14 protein-coding genes are annotated in these 15,359 nt (G+C 64.8%); 7 read left to right on the top strand and 7 right to left on the bottom strand.

Features of this window, described 5'->3' with window-relative positions:
• Window positions 1-4: 4 nt before the first annotated feature.
• Complete coding sequence (locus FAS41_RS28395; RefSeq protein ID WP_138526646.1) at window positions 5-805, top strand: cyclic nucleotide-binding domain-containing protein; 801 nt, start codon at window positions 5-7, stop codon at window positions 803-805.
• Between the two features lie 527 nt (window positions 806-1,332).
• Here FAS41_RS28395 and FAS41_RS28390 read toward each other — a convergent pair.
• From FAS41_RS28390 to FAS41_RS28370, 5 genes are read right to left on the bottom strand one after another with little or no spacing between them, the layout of a single operon-like run.
• Window positions 1,333-2,229, bottom strand: a complete 897-nt coding sequence (locus FAS41_RS28390) for a ChaN family lipoprotein (RefSeq protein WP_138526645.1) — start codon at window positions 2,227-2,229, stop codon at window positions 1,333-1,335.
• Window positions 2,230-2,240: 11 nt separating this feature from the next.
• Window positions 2,241-3,008, bottom strand: coding sequence for a heme ABC transporter ATP-binding protein (locus FAS41_RS28385; RefSeq protein WP_138526644.1), 768 nt, complete (start codon window positions 3,006-3,008; stop codon window positions 2,241-2,243).
• Window positions 3,008-3,991, bottom strand: a complete 984-nt coding sequence (locus tag FAS41_RS28380; protein ID WP_138526655.1) for a FecCD family ABC transporter permease — start codon at window positions 3,989-3,991, stop codon at window positions 3,008-3,010. The genes FAS41_RS28385 and FAS41_RS28380 overlap by 1 nt, the downstream gene beginning before the upstream one ends.
• 50 nt (window positions 3,992-4,041) lie before the next feature.
• Entirely contained in the window at window positions 4,042-4,935 is an 894-nt protein-coding gene (locus FAS41_RS28375) for a heme/hemin ABC transporter substrate-binding protein (protein WP_138526643.1), read from the bottom strand.
• 10 nt (window positions 4,936-4,945) lie between these two features.
• Window positions 4,946-6,001, bottom strand: a complete 1,056-nt coding sequence (locus tag FAS41_RS28370; protein ID WP_138526642.1) for a hemin-degrading factor — start codon at window positions 5,999-6,001, stop codon at window positions 4,946-4,948.
• Between the two features lie 255 nt (window positions 6,002-6,256).
• On the opposite strand from FAS41_RS28370, the gene FAS41_RS28365 reads away from it, so the two are divergent.
• Entirely contained in the window at window positions 6,257-6,586 is a 330-nt protein-coding gene (locus tag FAS41_RS28365; protein ID WP_138526641.1) for a Rieske (2Fe-2S) protein, read from the top strand.
• Between the two features lie 115 nt (window positions 6,587-6,701).
• Here the strand turns inward: FAS41_RS28365 and sfsA are convergent, their stop codons facing one another.
• Both sfsA and FAS41_RS28355 read right to left on the bottom strand, forming a co-directional pair.
• The gene (sfsA, locus tag FAS41_RS28360; RefSeq protein ID WP_138526640.1) at window positions 6,702-7,409 is read right to left on the bottom strand and encodes a DNA/RNA nuclease SfsA; all 708 of its coding nucleotides are present in this window, start codon (window positions 7,407-7,409) and stop codon (window positions 6,702-6,704) included.
• Window positions 7,409-8,581: a pyridoxal phosphate-dependent aminotransferase gene (locus FAS41_RS28355; RefSeq protein WP_138526639.1), complete on the bottom strand. Its 1,173-nt coding sequence runs from the start codon at window positions 8,579-8,581 to the stop codon at window positions 7,409-7,411. The genes sfsA and FAS41_RS28355 overlap by 1 nt, the downstream gene beginning before the upstream one ends.
• 334 nt (window positions 8,582-8,915) lie before the next feature.
• Between FAS41_RS28355 and dksA the strand changes: the two genes are divergently transcribed.
• From dksA to FAS41_RS28330, 5 genes are all read left to right on the top strand, one after another.
• Window positions 8,916-9,359 (top strand): RNA polymerase-binding protein DksA, encoded by a 444-nt coding sequence (gene dksA / locus FAS41_RS28350; protein WP_015478905.1) that lies wholly within the window; start codon window positions 8,916-8,918, stop codon window positions 9,357-9,359.
• Between the two features lie 83 nt (window positions 9,360-9,442).
• A complete protein-coding gene (gene gluQRS / locus FAS41_RS28345; RefSeq protein WP_138526638.1) occupies window positions 9,443-10,330 on the top strand; it encodes a tRNA glutamyl-Q(34) synthetase GluQRS in 888 nt (295 codons plus the stop codon).
• Window positions 10,331-10,529: 199 nt separating this feature from the next.
• Window positions 10,530-10,706, top strand: a complete 177-nt coding sequence (locus tag FAS41_RS28340; protein WP_015478907.1) for a hypothetical protein — start codon at window positions 10,530-10,532, stop codon at window positions 10,704-10,706.
• Window positions 10,690-13,641, top strand: a complete 2,952-nt coding sequence (locus FAS41_RS28335; RefSeq protein ID WP_138526637.1) for a sensor histidine kinase — start codon at window positions 10,690-10,692, stop codon at window positions 13,639-13,641. The genes FAS41_RS28340 and FAS41_RS28335 overlap by 17 nt, the downstream gene beginning before the upstream one ends.
• A 26-nt stretch (window positions 13,642-13,667) precedes the next feature.
• The gene (locus tag FAS41_RS28330) at window positions 13,668-15,104 is read left to right on the top strand and encodes a sigma-54-dependent transcriptional regulator (protein ID WP_138526636.1); all 1,437 of its coding nucleotides are present in this window, start codon (window positions 13,668-13,670) and stop codon (window positions 15,102-15,104) included.
• Window positions 15,105-15,359: the final 255 nt, after the last annotated feature.

Below are 15,359 nucleotides of genomic sequence, written 5' to 3'. Positions count from 1 at the left end.
GGCCATGTACCTACTCGGTGAACAACCCGCCTATGCCGATCGACTGATCAATCGGCTACAGGGCATCCCGGCGCAACTGCTCGCCGGTCTTGAGCCCGCTGGCGAAGCCATCCGCCTGGAGCGCTCCGACGACCTGGAAGGCGAACTGCCCGGCAAGCACCTGTTCCTCATCGAGAACGGCCTGGTTCATGCCCTGGTGGACGAACGCCCGCTGTTCTACCTGCAGGAAGGCGACCTGGTCGGCCTGCGCCAGGGCATCGAGCTGCCGCCCTGCCGCTACGTCAGCGAAGAACCACTGTGCCTGATTCCCTATTCGCGCAGCGAAGTGTTCCGCCATATCCACAGCCATGAGCAGCGTCAGGAGCAGTTCCTGCACTACCTGATCGGGCACACTGCACTGCTGTCGGATGCCCTGGCGCACCTCAAGCAGCCGGAGATTCGCCCGGCCACCGGCTTCCAGCACTTCGCCGCCGGCGCCCAGCTGATCCAGCAGGGTGACGATGCCGAGCACGTGTTCATCATTATCGAGGGCCATGCTGAAGCCTTCGTCGACGGGCAGAAGGTCGGCGATGTGCAGAAGGACGAGATCTTCGGCGCCATGGCCGTGTTCACCCGCGAGAAGCGCAGCGCCAGCGTGATCGCCAGCGAGCCGTGCACCGTGATGGTGATCCCCAAGGACCAGTTCCTCAGTCTGATGCAGAGCAACCCGCGCATCGCCCACAGCCTCATCGAAGGCATGGCACGCCGCATCGACCTGCTGAACAAGGAAGTCACCCAGCTGCGACTGCAACGCCAGCCCGACTGATCCGCTTTCTTGCGAAAAGCCCGGCCCAGCGCCGGGCTTTTTCGTTGGCGCAGGGCGAATTTCGCGGGCGAGAAAAAATCTGCAGAAAAGAGGTTGACTCTCAAATGATAATGATTATTATTGATTCATCTGGTCGCGAGGCCAGATCGATAACCTCAAGAGACCACGCAGTCGGACTCTTCAGATTATCTCCTCATCAGGCTAATCACGGTTTCGACCCGGCACTTTGCCGGGTCTTTTTTTTGCCTCGATTTTTTCCTCCGCGCAGCGACTTCCTGTCCACCGAAAAATCTTCGGAAAGCGCGAAGAAAAGGTGTTGACTCTCAAATGATAATGGTTATTATTACAACCACTGGCTGCGAGGCCAGTAGGATAAGCTCGAGAGACCACGCAGTCGGACTCTTCAGATTATCTCCTCATCAGGCTAATCACGGTTTGGACCCGGCATTTTGCCGGGTCTTTTTTTGCCCGCGATTTCTGCAGCGGCCGTCATTCACACGCTAAAGAAAAAGGGCCTTTCGGCCCCTTCACTGCTTGCCGCGCATTTGCGCGCAGTAATCCGTTGGCGGCTGTGCCGGTGTGTACCAGACGAAGTCCGCCTGGGCCGGCTCCACCGCCCTGCCAATTTCGGCCAGCAGCACTACCTTCAGTCCCTGTACTGCGTCCAGGTCCTGCAGGTGCAGCGGAACGCCCAGGTCACGCCGCGCGTGGAACCCGCCAGCAATCAGCAGGGAAGGTTCGGGCGCTGCCTTGAAACGCTCGGCCAGGCGCCGGTCGCGCTGTTGCTGCACCGCCAGCATCGCCGGCAGCTGACTGTCCGGCAGCAGGCCGCAGTGAGCATCACGGATGTCCTGCAGCAACGCATCACGCACAGAAACTGCCGTGGAGGCTGCACCCTGCAATTCGGGCTTGCTCCGGTAGATCTCCATGATCTCGATGCGATCCAGGTTGGACGCCAGCAGCGGTGCCGGCTGCTTCACCAGCCAGGTCACCAGCGGGCCGTATTGCGACCAATCCCACCCCGGCTGCCAGTGCAGCGCACCGATCAGGTCGCTCGGCGCATCGCCCTTCGCCGCCGAAGACTGGGCAGCGGTGACGGCGTTCTGCTGATCGGGGTTGAGCATCTCCAGTAGCACGCTGCCACTCGGACGGCGCTCGGCCAGTGCTCGCGCCAGCCAGAGTTCGAGTGCATGGTGATCGGGGTTGTCGTGCTGCTCTCCGACTATCACTCGTGGTGCGACTGCCAATTGATCGAGCAGTTGTGCGGGCGACAGCTGTTCACCGCTACGCAAGTCGCGGATCACGCCCAGCTCGGCACTGTCGCGCCCGTCCGGGCTCTGCCAGACCGGCAGCGACGGCGTCACCACCTGACTCTGGCAAGCGGCGAGCAGCGCCAGCAGCGGGAAGAGCAGAACCTTCTTCATGGCGAGTTCCTTCAGCGCGCGATGATCAGCGGATGGCCGCGTTCCGGGTGCTCCTGCACCAGCACATCGAGGCCAAAGACGGTGCGCAGTGGTGCGGCCTGCAACACCTCGCGCGGCGTGCCGAGCAGATGTACGCGCGAATCGTGCAGGAGCATCACGCGATCACAGTAACGCGCCGCCAGGTTCAGGTCGTGCAGAATCACCAGCACTGCCGCACCACGCCCGGCGAAATCGCACACAGCCTGCAGTGTGGTGTGCTGGTGCAACGGGTCGAGCGCCGAGGTCGGTTCGTCCAGCAGCAGCACCTGCTCCGCCCCGCCCGGCCAGAGCTGCGCCAGCACGCGGGCAAGGTGGACCCGCTGACGCTCGCCACCGGAGAGGGCCAGGTAGCTGCGCCCGGCCAGGTGCGAAGCGTCGGCGGCGGCCATGGCTTCGCGGATGATTTCCTCGTCGCGCTGGCGGCCACTGTCGTGGGGCAATCGTCCGAAGCCCACGACGGCCTCGACGGGAAAGGCGAAGTTCAGCGAGGACGACTGCGGCAGCACGGCCAACCGCCGTGCGCGCTCGGCACCTTGCCAGGATTCCAGCGGGCGGCCATCAAGGCTCACGGTTCCGCCAGTCAACGGCAACTCGCCATTCATGGCGCCGAGCAGAGTACTTTTACCCGCGCCATTGGGCCCGAGGACGCCGAGCACTTCGCCCGGCCGCAATGTCACGCTCACATCCTGCAGGATGGTCTGGGCGCCGCGCTTCACCAGCAGCTTGTCTGCGCACAGCATCAGGAACGCCCCCGGATCAGCAGGTAGAGGAAGAATGGCGCACCGATCAACGCGGTGACGATGCCGATCGGCAGCTCGGCCGGCGCCAGCGCCAAGCGAGCGATCAAATCGGCCAACAGCAGGAGAATCGCACCGCCGAACATCGAGGCCGGCAGCAAGATGCGGTGATCGGGCCCGACGATCAGGCGCAGCAGGTGCGGCACCACCAGACCGATGAAACCGATCATGCCGGCGGCGGCCACCGCTGCACCGACGCCCAGCGCGGTGCAGAGGATCAGTTCGACTTTCAGCCGCTCGACGTCGAAGCCCAGGTGACGCGCTTCGGATTCGCCGAGCAACAGCGCATTCAACGCGTCCACCCGGCGCGGCAACCAACAGGCCACCAACAGGCTTATCAGCAGCAGGGGCCAGAGTCGTGGGTAGCTCGCACCATTGAGGCTGCCGAGGTTCCAGAACGTCAGTGTGCGCAGGGTGGCGTCGTCGGCGAGGTAGGTGAACAGGCCGATCAGCGCGCCCGCGAGCGCCGTCAGCGCGATGCCGGCGAGCAGCATGGTCGCCACGCTGGTCTGGTCGTTGTGGCGCCCCAGCCGATAGACCAGCGCCGTCACCATCAGCCCGCCGGCAAAGGCGCACGCGGACAGCAGATAAGGAGCGAAGGCCTCGGGCAATCCACCGATGGACGCACCGAAGACAATAGCGATGGCAGCCCCCAGCGCGGCGCCACTGGACACTCCGATCAGGCCGGGATCGGCCAGCGGGTTGCGGAACAGTCCCTGCATCGCCACACCGGCCAGCGCCAGCACACCGCCGGTAGCGATTCCGAGCAAGGTGCGCGGCAGGCGAATCTGACCGACGATCAGCTCGGCCTGCCCCAGGCCGTCGGCGGAAACGGGCAGTCCAGCCATGTGCGCCAGCGCGCGCAGGGTATCGCCCAGCGGCAGACTCACTGGCCCTAGGGCCAGTGAGAGCCAGACGACCAGCAGGAGCAGGAAACCAAGGAGCAGGAACAGCGGTCGAACGGTAACGATCCGGGTCAAGGACGACTTTCCGTGTTCAGGGCCTGCGCGGAAGGATAAAAGGCCTGGGAGAGGCTAGCCAGCCCATCCGGGATACGCGGGCCGAGACCGCCGACCAGCAGGGTCGGGTCGAGAACCAGGATGCGGCCGTCACGCAGCGCGCTCGTCGCGGCAAGCCCCGGATTCTGCTGGGTCAGTGCGACGCGGGCCTTGTCGCCGTCCAGAGTGCGGTCGCTGAGCACCACCACCTGCGGGTTCAGCGCGGTGAGGGCTTCAGTCGACAGCGTCTTGTAACCGGTGTGGGTCGCCAGGTTACGGCCGCCGGCATGCTGGATCAGCCAGTCACCGGAAGTGTCTTGGCCGGCCACCAGCAGATTGCCGCCGGCATGCCCGACCAGCAGGACGACACCCGGCGCGGCCTGCGCGGACTGTGCCTTCTTCACCCAAGCACCCTGTGCGGCGAGACGCGCATCGAAGTCCGCCTCGGCCTGCCGGGCCTTGTCCGGCGCCCCGAGCAGCTCGCCCAGACGCTGAATAGTGTTGTGCACAGTCTTCTCGTCGGCCTTGGCCGACAGCGTCTCGATCCGTACGCCAGCAGCACGCAACTGCTGCAGCACAGGCGGCGGGCCCATTTCCTCGCTGCCCAGCAGGATGTCCGGTTTCAGCGCGAGGATGCCTTCGGCGGCGAGTTGCCGTTGGTAGCCAATCTTCGGCAACGCATGGAGCGATGCCGGGTGCAGGCTGGTGGTATCGACACCCACCAGCTTGGCCTCGCCGCCCAGGGCGACGACCCATTCGCTCAGCGAACCACCGGCACTCACCCAGCGCTGCGGCAGCGAATCAGCCAACGCGCTGGTGGCAGTCAGGCAGAGACCGGCGAACAGCGTGCGTGCAATCAAGGAAGTCTTCATGAGTCGCCTCTCAGAGTGCCGGGAAGGATTCGGCGAGTTCGCGCCAGCCCTGCAGCTCCGGAACTCCCGGCTTGCGTGCACCGAACACCTGCAGCACCAGCTCGCCATTGGCATCGAAGGCTTCCCAGCTGGTGACCACGCCATCGCTGCTTGGCTTGCTCACGCGCCACAACTCGACCACACCCGGCGTCTTCAGGTGAAGGTTGAACAGCGGATCAAGGACGTTGAACCAGTCGTCCATCCACTTGAGGTTTTCTACCGTGCCGGTGTGAATCTGGATGCAATGGGCATTGCCGACGAAGATCATGATCGGCAACTGCTTGGCCCCGGCCGCTTCCAGCAGGCGCGGCAGCTCGGTGACGGCCAGCGGCTCGGCCCACTCGCGGCCGGCAAGGCGCAGCGCCTGGGTACGCTGGACCTTGTGCTTCTTCAGCAAGGCAAAGAAGTGGTGGGTGTCCTTCAATGCCGCCCAGCCTTCGCGCAAGGCGGCGACATCGATGTCGCCATCGGCCAGCGGCGCGTCCTTGGCCTCCAATGGGGTCAGGTCGAGTGCAGCGCTCTGCTGGGCGGCGGTGAAGCTGCGCACCAGTGGGTCCCAGGCGCTGAGCTCGCTCTGCTCGGTAAGGAAGACCTTGTGCACAGCGGTACCCTGGCGGTCGAACACCTGGATGCTGCGCTGGGTGCCATGGGCGGTCTCCTCGCTGATGGCGAAGGCGCTGGCCCAGCCACCGAGGAACAGACGCAGGTCGATGTCCGGGGAGACCACCAGGCCCATCTGGCCATTGGCGGAAACGGTGACGTCGCGGTACGGCCCCTTGCGCTCATGCACGCAATGCTCATTGCGGGTCAGCGCCATGATCTGGCCCAGCTCACCCAGGGCCGGCAACAGCTCGGCCCAGTCGGTGCGCAGGCGCACAGCGTCCACACCCAGGCGGCTGGCGGTCAGCTCGGCTTCGCTCACGGTAAGATGATGCGCCGCATCGCGGACGCGCAGGCGCGGTTTCTCGGCGCGCAGGGTTTGCCAGGCGCGGTACAGCTCGGCGGCCGGCGCAGTCAGGGTCGTCATCGCAGAATTCCTCGTTCGAAAGATGGCCTGCCGCAGTGCGGCGGTATAAACGAACCTTGCCACAGGAAATTTAGGAAATCTATTTGATAATTATTTGCATTAGATTGCAGAGAAGCTTAAGGTCGGCGCCGTTTTCGCTGGCACGTCGCCAGTTCACCCCTCCTTCAGCACACGGAAGTGCACCCTCTTCCGGTACTGCCCTGCGGGCGCGGATAATGCTCGCCTCGTGATGCCGTACCTGGATGGAAGACTTGGATGATCCTGCTCTGCGCCCCGCATGACCTGGCCGAAGGCCAGAGCCGGGGCTTCAAGGCCGCTGGCCTGAATCTCTTTGCCGTGCGCCGCCAGGGCCGTGTCTATGCCTACCGCAACAGCTGCCCGCACCGGGAAATCCCGCTGGGCTACGATGCCGAGCAGTACCTCGATGCCAGCGGCCGCTTGCTGCAGTGCGGCCACCATGGTGCGCTGTTCCTGATCGAGACCGGCGAGTGCATCCAGGGGCCGTGCCTGGGGGATGTGCTGGAGGCATTGCCCTGCCGCGAGGACGACCAGGGCATCTGGCTGGACGAAAGCGGCCAGGGATAGGAACGTTTCCGGGCCGGTTCGCGAGCAAGCTCGCTCCTACAAACGGCGGGCGCGGCCAACCCGTAGGGGCGAGCCTGCTCGCGAACCGCCCAACGCCAGAACAGCAGTCGAGCGACTAGAGCAACACCTTCAGCGGCCGCTCCAGCCGAATCTCACGGGTATCGATCCGTGCCCCATACGCCAGCACTTCCACCCCGGCGTTGCGAGCCTCCGCCAGCGCGGCCGCGTAGGCCGGGTCGATTTCCACCGCCGGGCGGACTGCCTCGATATCCGACAGGTTCACGGCATACAGCAACACCGCACGCATACCCTGACGCGCCAGCGCCGCCAGCTCGCGCAGGTGCTTGGCGCCTCGCTGGGTAACAGCATCGGGGAAAGCCGCGACCAAGGTGCCATCGAAGCCCAGGGTCACACTCTTCACTTCCACGTAGACCGGCTTGCCGGCGTACATCAGGCGGAAGTCCGCGCGACTTTTCTCCTGCCCGTAGGCGACTTCTCGACGCAGCTCATCGAATCCGGCCAGCTCGGTCACCGTGCCAGCCAGCAAAGCCTCTTCCACCAGCCGGTTGGCCCGACCGGTGTTCACGCAGGCCAATCGCCCCTGCGGAGTTTCCACCAGCTCCCAGGTGCCCGGCAGCTTGCGCTTGGGGTCGTCGGAGCGACTGAACCAGACCCGGCAGCCTTCGCTCATGCAGTTGAGCATCGAGCCGGTGTTCGGGCAGTGAATGGTGAGTTGCTCGCCACTGGCGATCTCGATGTCCGCCAGGAAGCGCTTGTAGCGTTTGATCAGGCGCGCCTCTTCCAGCGCCGGCTCGAAGCGCATCAGGGACGCCAGGTCTTGAGGCCGCGGGCGATGCGCTCCACTGCCTGCTGCAGGCGTTCGACGCTCTGGGTGTAGGCGAAACGTACATGGTGCGAAGCCTGGTAACGCCCGAAGTCGATCCCAGGCGTGAAGGCCACGTGCTCGGTCTCGATGAAGTGCTGACAGAAGGCAAAGGCGTCGCCACCGAAGGCGCTGATATCCGCATACAGATAAAAGGCGCCCTCCGGCTCTACCGCGATGCCGAAGCCCAGTTCGCGCAGCGCCGGCAGCAGGTAGTCGCGACGGCGGCGGAACTCTTCGCGGCGCTCTTCGAGGATCGCCAGGGTCGCCGGCTCGAAGCACGCCAGCGCAGCGTGCTGAGCCATGCTCGGCGCGCTGATGTAGAGGTTCTGCGCCAGCTTCTCCAGTTCGCCCACCGCTTCCTGCGGCGCCACCAGCCAACCCAGGCGCCAGCCGGTCATGCCGAAATATTTGGAGAAACTGTTGAGAACAAAGGCGTCGTCATCCACTTCCAGCACGCTGGGCGCGTCGATGCCGTAGGTCAGGCCGTGGTAGATCTCGTCCACCACCAGATGACCGCCGCGCGCCTTGAGCGCCGAAGACAGCGCCGCGAGCTCATCCTTGTGCAACAGAGTTCCCGTAGGATTCGCCGGCGATGCGGCCAGAGCGCCTACACTGTCCTGATCCCAGTGCCGCTCGATGAGCTCCGGGGTGAGCTGGTAACGGCTCTCCGGGCCAACCGGCACCAGTTGCGCGGCGCCTTCCACCAGGCGCAGAAAGTGGCGGTTGCACGGGTAGCCCGGATCGGCCAGCAACCAGTGCTTGCCCGGATCCACCAGCAGGCTGCTGGCGAGCAGCAGGGCGCCGGAGCCGCCGGGCGTCACGAGGATACGTTGCGGGTCGATCGACAGGCCGTAGCGCTGGGCGTAGAAGCCGGCGATGGCTTCGCGCAGGGCCGGCAGGCCACGTGCGGCGGTATAGCGCGTGTGACCATTTGCCAGGGCCTTCTGCCCGGCCTCGACGATGGGCGCGGCGGTGGTGAAGTCCGGCTCGCCGATCTCCAGGTGGATGACGTCGTGGCCCGCGGCCTGCAGCTCGTTGGCCCGCGCCAGCAGCGCCATGACGTGGAAGGGTTCGATGGCGCGGCTGCGCGCACTGTAGGTGGTGGCCATGGAATATTCCGAACTTTGCGACAGAGCCGGGATTCTAACAGGCCACTGATGAATACTGGGCGGCTGCGCCGCCAAAGCGCAGTACCTGGGAAAATGCAGGCTTCGTCTGGAAATCATCAGCGATCCTGCCCAGGTTTGCAGAAAAGCCCGCTTGACGTGACCAGCGGGTCGGCAACCTGGCGATCAGACCATGTGCGGGCACTGGCAGGCTCGACAACCGGGAGTAGCGTCCCCGTTATCGTTCTGGTAAGTTCGCCCGCTGCGAGCGCGGGGCCGGCGGTGCCGGAGAGGGACCATCCGCGAGAGGATTAGCGAGAGTGAGAGGCGGTCATCCATGCCCACCAAAGCAAAACAACAGAGCAGCCAACTGATTCGTGGCTTCGAGCCCTACCAGGAAACCAAGGGCGAGGAGTACATGAGTGATCGCATGCGCGCGCACTTCACCTCCATCCTCAACAAATGGAAAGTTGAGCTGATGGAAGAAGTGGACCGCACCGTGCACCACATGCAGGACGAAGCGGCAAACTTCCCGGACCCGGCAGACCGTGCCAGCCAGGAAGAAGAGTTCAGCCTCGAGCTGCGCGCCCGCGACCGTGAGCGCAAGCTGATCAAGAAGATCGACGAGACCCTGCAGCTGATCGAAGACAACGATTACGGCTGGTGCGACTCCTGCGGCGTCGAGATCGGCATCCGCCGTCTGGAAGCCCGCCCCACCGCCACCCTGTGCATCGACTGCAAGACCCTGGCGGAAATCAAGGAAAAGCAGCTGGGCTCCTGAGCCTGGTTGATCCCGAACGGGGCGCTGCGGCGCCCCGTTTCGTTTCTGCGCCACGCCCTTAAATGGAAAGCCCAGGAGACGCCATGCCCGCCTCCCGCTACGTCGGACGATTCGCCCCCACGCCCAGCGGCTACCTGCACTTCGGTTCGCTGGTGGCGGCGGTGGCTTCCTACCTGGACGCGCGCGCTGTCGACGGAAAGTGGCTGGTGCGCATGGAGGACCTCGATCCGCCGCGCGAGATGCCTGGCGCCCAGGCAGCCATCCTGGAAACCCTTGAACGCTATGGCTTCGAATGGGACAGCCCGGTGGAGCGCCAGAGCGATCGCCATGCTGTCTACGCCGCCCAGGTCGAGCAATGGCTGCGTAGCGGCCTGGCCTACGCCTGTACTTGCTCGCGCAAGCAACTCGAAGGCAGCAACGGCATCTATCCCGGCACCTGTCGCGACGCCCAGCATGACTGGCACGGCGACGTCGCCATCCGCCTTCGCGTGCCGGAACTGGACTACCGCTTCACCGATCGCCTGCAGGGCGAGTTCCACCAGCACCTGGGCCGTGAAGTAGGCGATTTCATCATCCGCCGCCGCGACGGGTTGTTCGCCTATCAACTGGCGGTGGTGCTGGACGATGCCTGGCAGGGCGTCACCGACATCGTTCGCGGCGCCGACCTGCTCGACAACACCCCACGCCAGCTCTACCTGCAGGAACTGCTGGGCATCGCCGCGCCGCGTTACCTGCATGTGCCACTGATCATCCAGCCCGACGGCCACAAGCTCGGCAAGACCTACCGCTCGCCACCGCTTCAGGCCGACCAGGCTTCCCCGCTGCTGGTACGCGCGCTGAATGCACTGGGACAGCAGCCGCCCGCCGAACTGCGACAGGCCACGCCGCAAGAGGTGCTCGCGTGGGGCATCGTGCACTGGGATGCCAACGCCATCCCTCACTGCCTGACACTGGAAGACGCGCAGCTATAGACTGCTCGTACAAGGCACACTAGCGACAGCTTTTCTGTAGGAGCGAGCTTGCTCGCGACCAGGATTTCCGGCAGCGCCGGTATCAAGCGGTTCGCGAGCAAGCTCGCTCCTACAAGGTCCACCGCGCCCAAGAGGGCGGCCGGCTTGCCGGCGACTGTGTGCACAGGTAGCCTGCCCGCCGAACCAAGAGAGAGACGACATGTACATCTACCGACTGGTGTTGCTCCTGGTCGTGGGCATCTACCTGTTCTCACCGGCCATCATGGACTGGTGGATCGATCCCCACGGCGCCTGGTACCGCCCGTATCTGCTGTGGCTGATCCTGATCGTCGTCACCTTCATCCTGCAGAGCCAGCGCGATGCTGACGAGCTTTAGCCTCACCCAGCTGATTCTGATCAGCGCTTCCTACCTGATGGTCCTGTTCGGCGTCGCCTGGATTACCGAGCGCGGTTTCATCCCGCGCCGGCTGGTGCGCCATCCGCTGATCTACACCCTGTCGCTGGGCGTGTACGCCAGCGCCTGGGCCTTCTATGGCACGGTCGGGCTGGCCTACCAGTACGGCTACGGCTTCCTGGCGATCTACCTGGGCGTCTCCGGTGCCTTCCTGCTCGCGCCGGTGCTGCTCTACCCGATCCTGCGGATCACGCGGGCCTACCAGCTGTCGTCGCTGGCCGACCTGTTCGCCTTCCGCTTCCGCAGTACCTGGGCCGGCGCACTGACCACGCTGTTCATGCTGATCGCCGTGCTGCCAATGCTGGCGCTGCAGATCCAGGCGGTGACCGACTCGATCAGCATCCTCACCCGCGAATCCGAGCCCAACCGCGCGGCGCTGGCCTTCTGCGCGCTGATCACCCTGTTCGCCATCCTCTTCGGCGCCCGCCATATCGCCACCCGCGAGCGCCACGAAGGGCTGGTGATGGCGATTGCCTTCGAATCGCTGGTGAAGCTGGTAGCGCTCTGCTCCATCGGCCTGTTCGCCCTCTACGGCGTGTTCGGCGGCCCGGACGGCCTGGAAGTCTGGCTGTTGCAGAACCAGGAGGCCCTGAGCACCCTGCACACACCGCTGGCCGAAGGGCCGTGGCGCACGTTGCTGCTGGTGTTCTTCGCCGCAGCCATCGTCATGCCGCACATGTTCCACATGACCTTCACGGAAAACCTCAACCCGCGCTCGCTCCTCAGCGCCAGTTGGGGCCTGCCGTTGTTCCTGCTGCCGATGAGCCTGGCGGTGCCGCCGATCCTCTGGGCCGGCCTGCACCTGGGCGCCTCGACCAACCCGGAATACTTCACCCTCGGCCTGGGCATCTCGGTGGACAGCCCAGCGCTGGCCCTGACCGCCTTCATCGGCGGCATCTCCGCCGCCAGCGGCCTGATCATCGTGATGACCCTGGCGCTCTCGGGCATGGTGCTCAACCACCTGGTGCTGCCGCTCTACCAGCCGCCGGCCGAAGGCAACATCTACCGCTGGCTGAAGTGGACCCGCCGCGCGCTGATCGCCGCGATCATCATGGCCGGCTATGCCTTCTACCTGCTGCTGGGCGCCGAGCAGGACCTGTCCAATTTAGGGATAGTCTCGTTCGTCGCCACCCTGCAGTTCCTCCCCGGCGCACTGGCCGTGCTCTACTGGCCGACCGCCAACCGCCGCGGTTTCATCGCCGGCCTGGTGGCGGGCATGCTGGTGTGGGGCGCGACCATGCTCACCCCGCTGGTCGCGAACATGCAGAGCATCTACCTGCCGCTGTTCAACTCGCTCTATGTGCTCGACGACACCACCTGGCATCTCGCGGCGCTCGCTTCGCTGGCCGCCAACGTACTGGTATTCACCCTGGTGTCGCTGTTCACCGAAGCCAGTGACGAAGAAAAAGGCGCCGCCGAAGCCTGCGCCGTGGACAACGTCCGCCGCCCGCAGCGTCGCGAACTGCTCGCCCACTCCCCGCAGGAGTTCGCCAGCCAGCTGGCCAAACCGCTGGGCGCGAAGACCGCGCAACGTGAAGTGGAACAGGCCCTGCGCGACCTCCACCTGCCCTTCGATGAGCGCCGGCCCTACGCCATGCGCCGCCTGCGTGACCGGATCGAAGCGAACCTCTCCGGCCTGATGGGCCCGAGCGTGGCGCAGGACATGGTGGAAACCTTCCTGCCCTACAAGGCCGCCAGCGAAAGTTACGTCACCGAAGACATCCACTTCATCGAGAGCCGCCTGGAGGACTACCACTCCCGGCTCACCGGCCTCGCCGCCGAACTCGACACCCTGCGCCGCTACCACCGCCAGACCCTGCAGGACCTGCCGATGGGCGTGTGCTCGCTGGCCAAGGACCAGGAAATCCTCATGTGGAACCGCGCCATCGAGGAGCTCACCGGCGTCAGCGCACAGCGCGTGGTCGGCTCGCGCCTGGCCGCCTTGCCCGACCCATGGCGCGGCCTGCTCGAAGGCTTCATTGACGCCCCTGACGAGCACCTGCACAAGCAGCGCCTGTCGATCGAGGGCCAGACCCGCTGGCTGAACCTGCACAAGGCGGCGATCGAAGAACCTCTCGCACCCGGTAACAGTGGCCTGGTGTTACTGGTCGAAGACCTCACTGAAACCCAGTCCCTGGAAGACAAGCTGATCCACTCCGAGCGCCTGGCCTCCATTGGCCGCCTGGCCGCCGGTGTCGCCCACGAGATCGGCAACCCCATTACCGGCATCGCCTGCCTGGCGCAGAACCTGCGGGAGGAGCGCGAGGGTGACGGAGAGCTCACCGAAATCAGCGGGCAGATCCTCGAACAGACCAAGCGCGTATCGCGCATCGTGCAGTCACTGATGAGCTTTGCCCACGCCGGCGGCAAGCAGGTCGCGGCCGAACCGGTGTGCCTGGCGGATGTCGCCCAGGAGGCCATCGGCCTGCTGTCGCTGAACAAGCGCAGTGTCGACGTGCAGTTCTTCAACCTGTGCAATCCGGAACACTGGGTGGAGGGCGACTCCCAACGCCTGGCCCAGGTGCTGATCAACCTGCTCTCCAACGCCCGCGACGCCTCCCCGCCCAACGGCGCGATCCGCGTGCGCACCGAAGCTTCCGAACAGACCATCGACCTGATCGTCGAGGACGAAGGCAGCGGAATACCCAAGTCGATCATCGACCGCCTGTTCGAGCCCTTCTTCACCACCAAGGACCCGGGCAAGGGAACCGGCCTGGGGCTCGCTCTGGTCTATTCGATCGTGGAAGAGCATTATGGGCAAATCACCATAGACAGCCCGGCAGACCCGGAACGCGAATGCGGAACCCGCATCAGCGTCACCTTGCCGCGGCATCCTGGCCCGACGGCCGAGCAGTAAACGAGCACGTCGAGAGAGCTGAATACATGGCACATATCCTCATCGTCGAAGACGAAACCATCATCCGTTCCGCCCTGCGACGATTGCTCGAGCGCAACCAGTACCAGGTCAGCGAGGCTGGCTCGGTGCAGGAAGCGCAGGAGCGCTACAGCATCCCGTCGTTCGACATGATCGTCAGCGACCTGCGCCTGCCCGGCGCCCCCGGCACCGAGCTGATCAAGCTGGCCCAGGGCACCCCGGTGCTGATCATGACCAGCTACGCCAGCCTGCGCTCGGCAGTGGATTCGATGAAGATGGGCGCGGTGGACTACATCGCCAAGCCGTTCGACCACGACGAGATGCTCCAGGCCGTGGCGCGCATCCTCAAGGATCGCCAGGAGAACCGTAACGCTCCCGCCGAAGCCCGCGGTAACGCCAAGGCGGCCGACCGTAGCAGCGGTAACACCGCCCCCGCGGACGGCGAGATCGGCATCATCGGCTCCTGCGCCCCCATGCAGGAGCTCTACACCAAGATCCGCAAGGTTGCGCCCACCGACTCCAATGTGCTGATCCAGGGTGAATCCGGTACCGGCAAGGAACTGGTCGCCCGCGCACTGCACAACCTGTCCAAGCGCACCAAGGCACCGCTGATCTCGGTGAACTGCGCCGCGATCCCGGAAACCCTGATCGAATCCGAACTGTTCGGCCACGAGAAAGGCGCATTCACCGGCGCCAGCGCCGGCCGTGCGGGCCTGGTGGAAGCGGCCGACGGCGGCACCCTGTTCCTCGACGAGATCGGCGAACTGCCGCTCGAAGCCCAGGCGCGACTGCTGCGCGTCCTACAGGAAGGCGAAATCCGCCGGGTCGGCTCGGTACAGTCGCAGAAGGTCGACGTACGCCTGATCGCTGCTACCCACCGCGACCTGAAGATGCTGGCCAAGACCGGCCAATTCCGCGAAGACCTCTATTACCGCCTGCACGTCATCTCGCTGAAGCTCCCGCCCCTGCGCGAGCGCGGTCCAGACGTCATGGAAATCGCCCGCTCCTTCCTGGCGCGCCAGTGCTCCCAGATGGGGCGCCCGGCACTGACCTTCTCCCACGAGGCCGAACAGGCCATCCGTCACTACCCGTGGCCGGGCAACGTGCGCGAGCTGGAGAACGCCATCGAGCGCGCGGTGATCCTCAGCGAAGGCCAGGAAATCCCCGCCGACCTGCTGGGCATCGACATCGAGCTGGATGATCTGGACGACGACTTCGGCGATGACGGCGACCTGCGCCCGAGCAACGGCAGCGCCAGCAACCACGAGCCCACCGAGGATCTATCGCTGGAGGACTACTTCCAGCACTTCGTCCTCGAGCACCAGGACCACATGACCGAGACCGAGCTGGCCCGCAAGCTGGGCATCAGCCGCAAATGCCTGTGGGAACGCCGCCAGCGCCTGGGCATCCCACGCCGCAAATCCGGCGCATCGGCTGACTCGTAAGACGTTTCACACTGTTACCGGAGACAAGCTCCGTAACAAAAGCCGGGTTCATCGGTAACGGGAACCCGGCTTTTTTGTGCCTACCGCCCAGGGGGCAATCCTCGCAAACCCTTGAAAAATAAGGATTCGCAAAAGTTGGCACGGCATCTGCTTTGTTATTGGTACAACAACAATAACAAGCACGACCACTCACAATAACAACAACACCAAACGACTCCAGCACAACAAAAACAAGATCGCGGAGGCGCAGCTAAC

It is taken from the genome of Pseudomonas nicosulfuronedens (assembly GCF_005877905.1).
GTDB lineage: Bacteria > Pseudomonadota > Gammaproteobacteria > Pseudomonadales > Pseudomonadaceae > Pseudomonas > Pseudomonas nicosulfuronedens.
Note: the sequence above shows the minus strand (reverse complement) of the source record. Positions and strands in the feature narration are given on the sequence as shown.

Excerpts from the sequence above, each read along its gene's own strand:
- FAS41_RS28395 (WP_138526646.1), top strand. The coding sequence starts at position 5 with ATGTACCTACTCGGTGAACAACCCGCCTATGCCGATCGACTGATCAAT.
- FAS41_RS28390 (WP_138526645.1), bottom strand. The coding sequence starts at position 2,229 with ATGAAGAAGGTTCTGCTCTTCCCGCTGCTGGCGCTGCTCGCCGCTTGC.
- FAS41_RS28385 (WP_138526644.1), bottom strand. The coding sequence starts at position 3,008 with ATGCTGTGCGCAGACAAGCTGCTGGTGAAGCGCGGCGCCCAGACCATC.
- FAS41_RS28375 (WP_138526643.1), bottom strand. The coding sequence starts at position 4,935 with ATGAAGACTTCCTTGATTGCACGCACGCTGTTCGCCGGTCTCTGCCTG.
- FAS41_RS28370 (WP_138526642.1), bottom strand. The coding sequence starts at position 6,001 with ATGACGACCCTGACTGCGCCGGCCGCCGAGCTGTACCGCGCCTGGCAA.
- FAS41_RS28365 (WP_138526641.1), top strand. The coding sequence starts at position 6,257 with ATGATCCTGCTCTGCGCCCCGCATGACCTGGCCGAAGGCCAGAGCCGG.
- sfsA (WP_138526640.1), bottom strand. The coding sequence starts at position 7,409 with ATGCGCTTCGAGCCGGCGCTGGAAGAGGCGCGCCTGATCAAACGCTAC.
- FAS41_RS28355 (WP_138526639.1), bottom strand. The coding sequence starts at position 8,581 with ATGGCCACCACCTACAGTGCGCGCAGCCGCGCCATCGAACCCTTCCAC.
- dksA (WP_015478905.1), top strand. The coding sequence starts at position 8,916 with ATGCCCACCAAAGCAAAACAACAGAGCAGCCAACTGATTCGTGGCTTC.
- gluQRS (WP_138526638.1), top strand. The coding sequence starts at position 9,443 with ATGCCCGCCTCCCGCTACGTCGGACGATTCGCCCCCACGCCCAGCGGC.
- FAS41_RS28340 (WP_015478907.1), top strand. The coding sequence starts at position 10,530 with ATGTACATCTACCGACTGGTGTTGCTCCTGGTCGTGGGCATCTACCTG.
- FAS41_RS28335 (WP_138526637.1), top strand. The coding sequence starts at position 10,690 with ATGCTGACGAGCTTTAGCCTCACCCAGCTGATTCTGATCAGCGCTTCC.
- FAS41_RS28330 (WP_138526636.1), top strand. The coding sequence starts at position 13,668 with ATGGCACATATCCTCATCGTCGAAGACGAAACCATCATCCGTTCCGCC.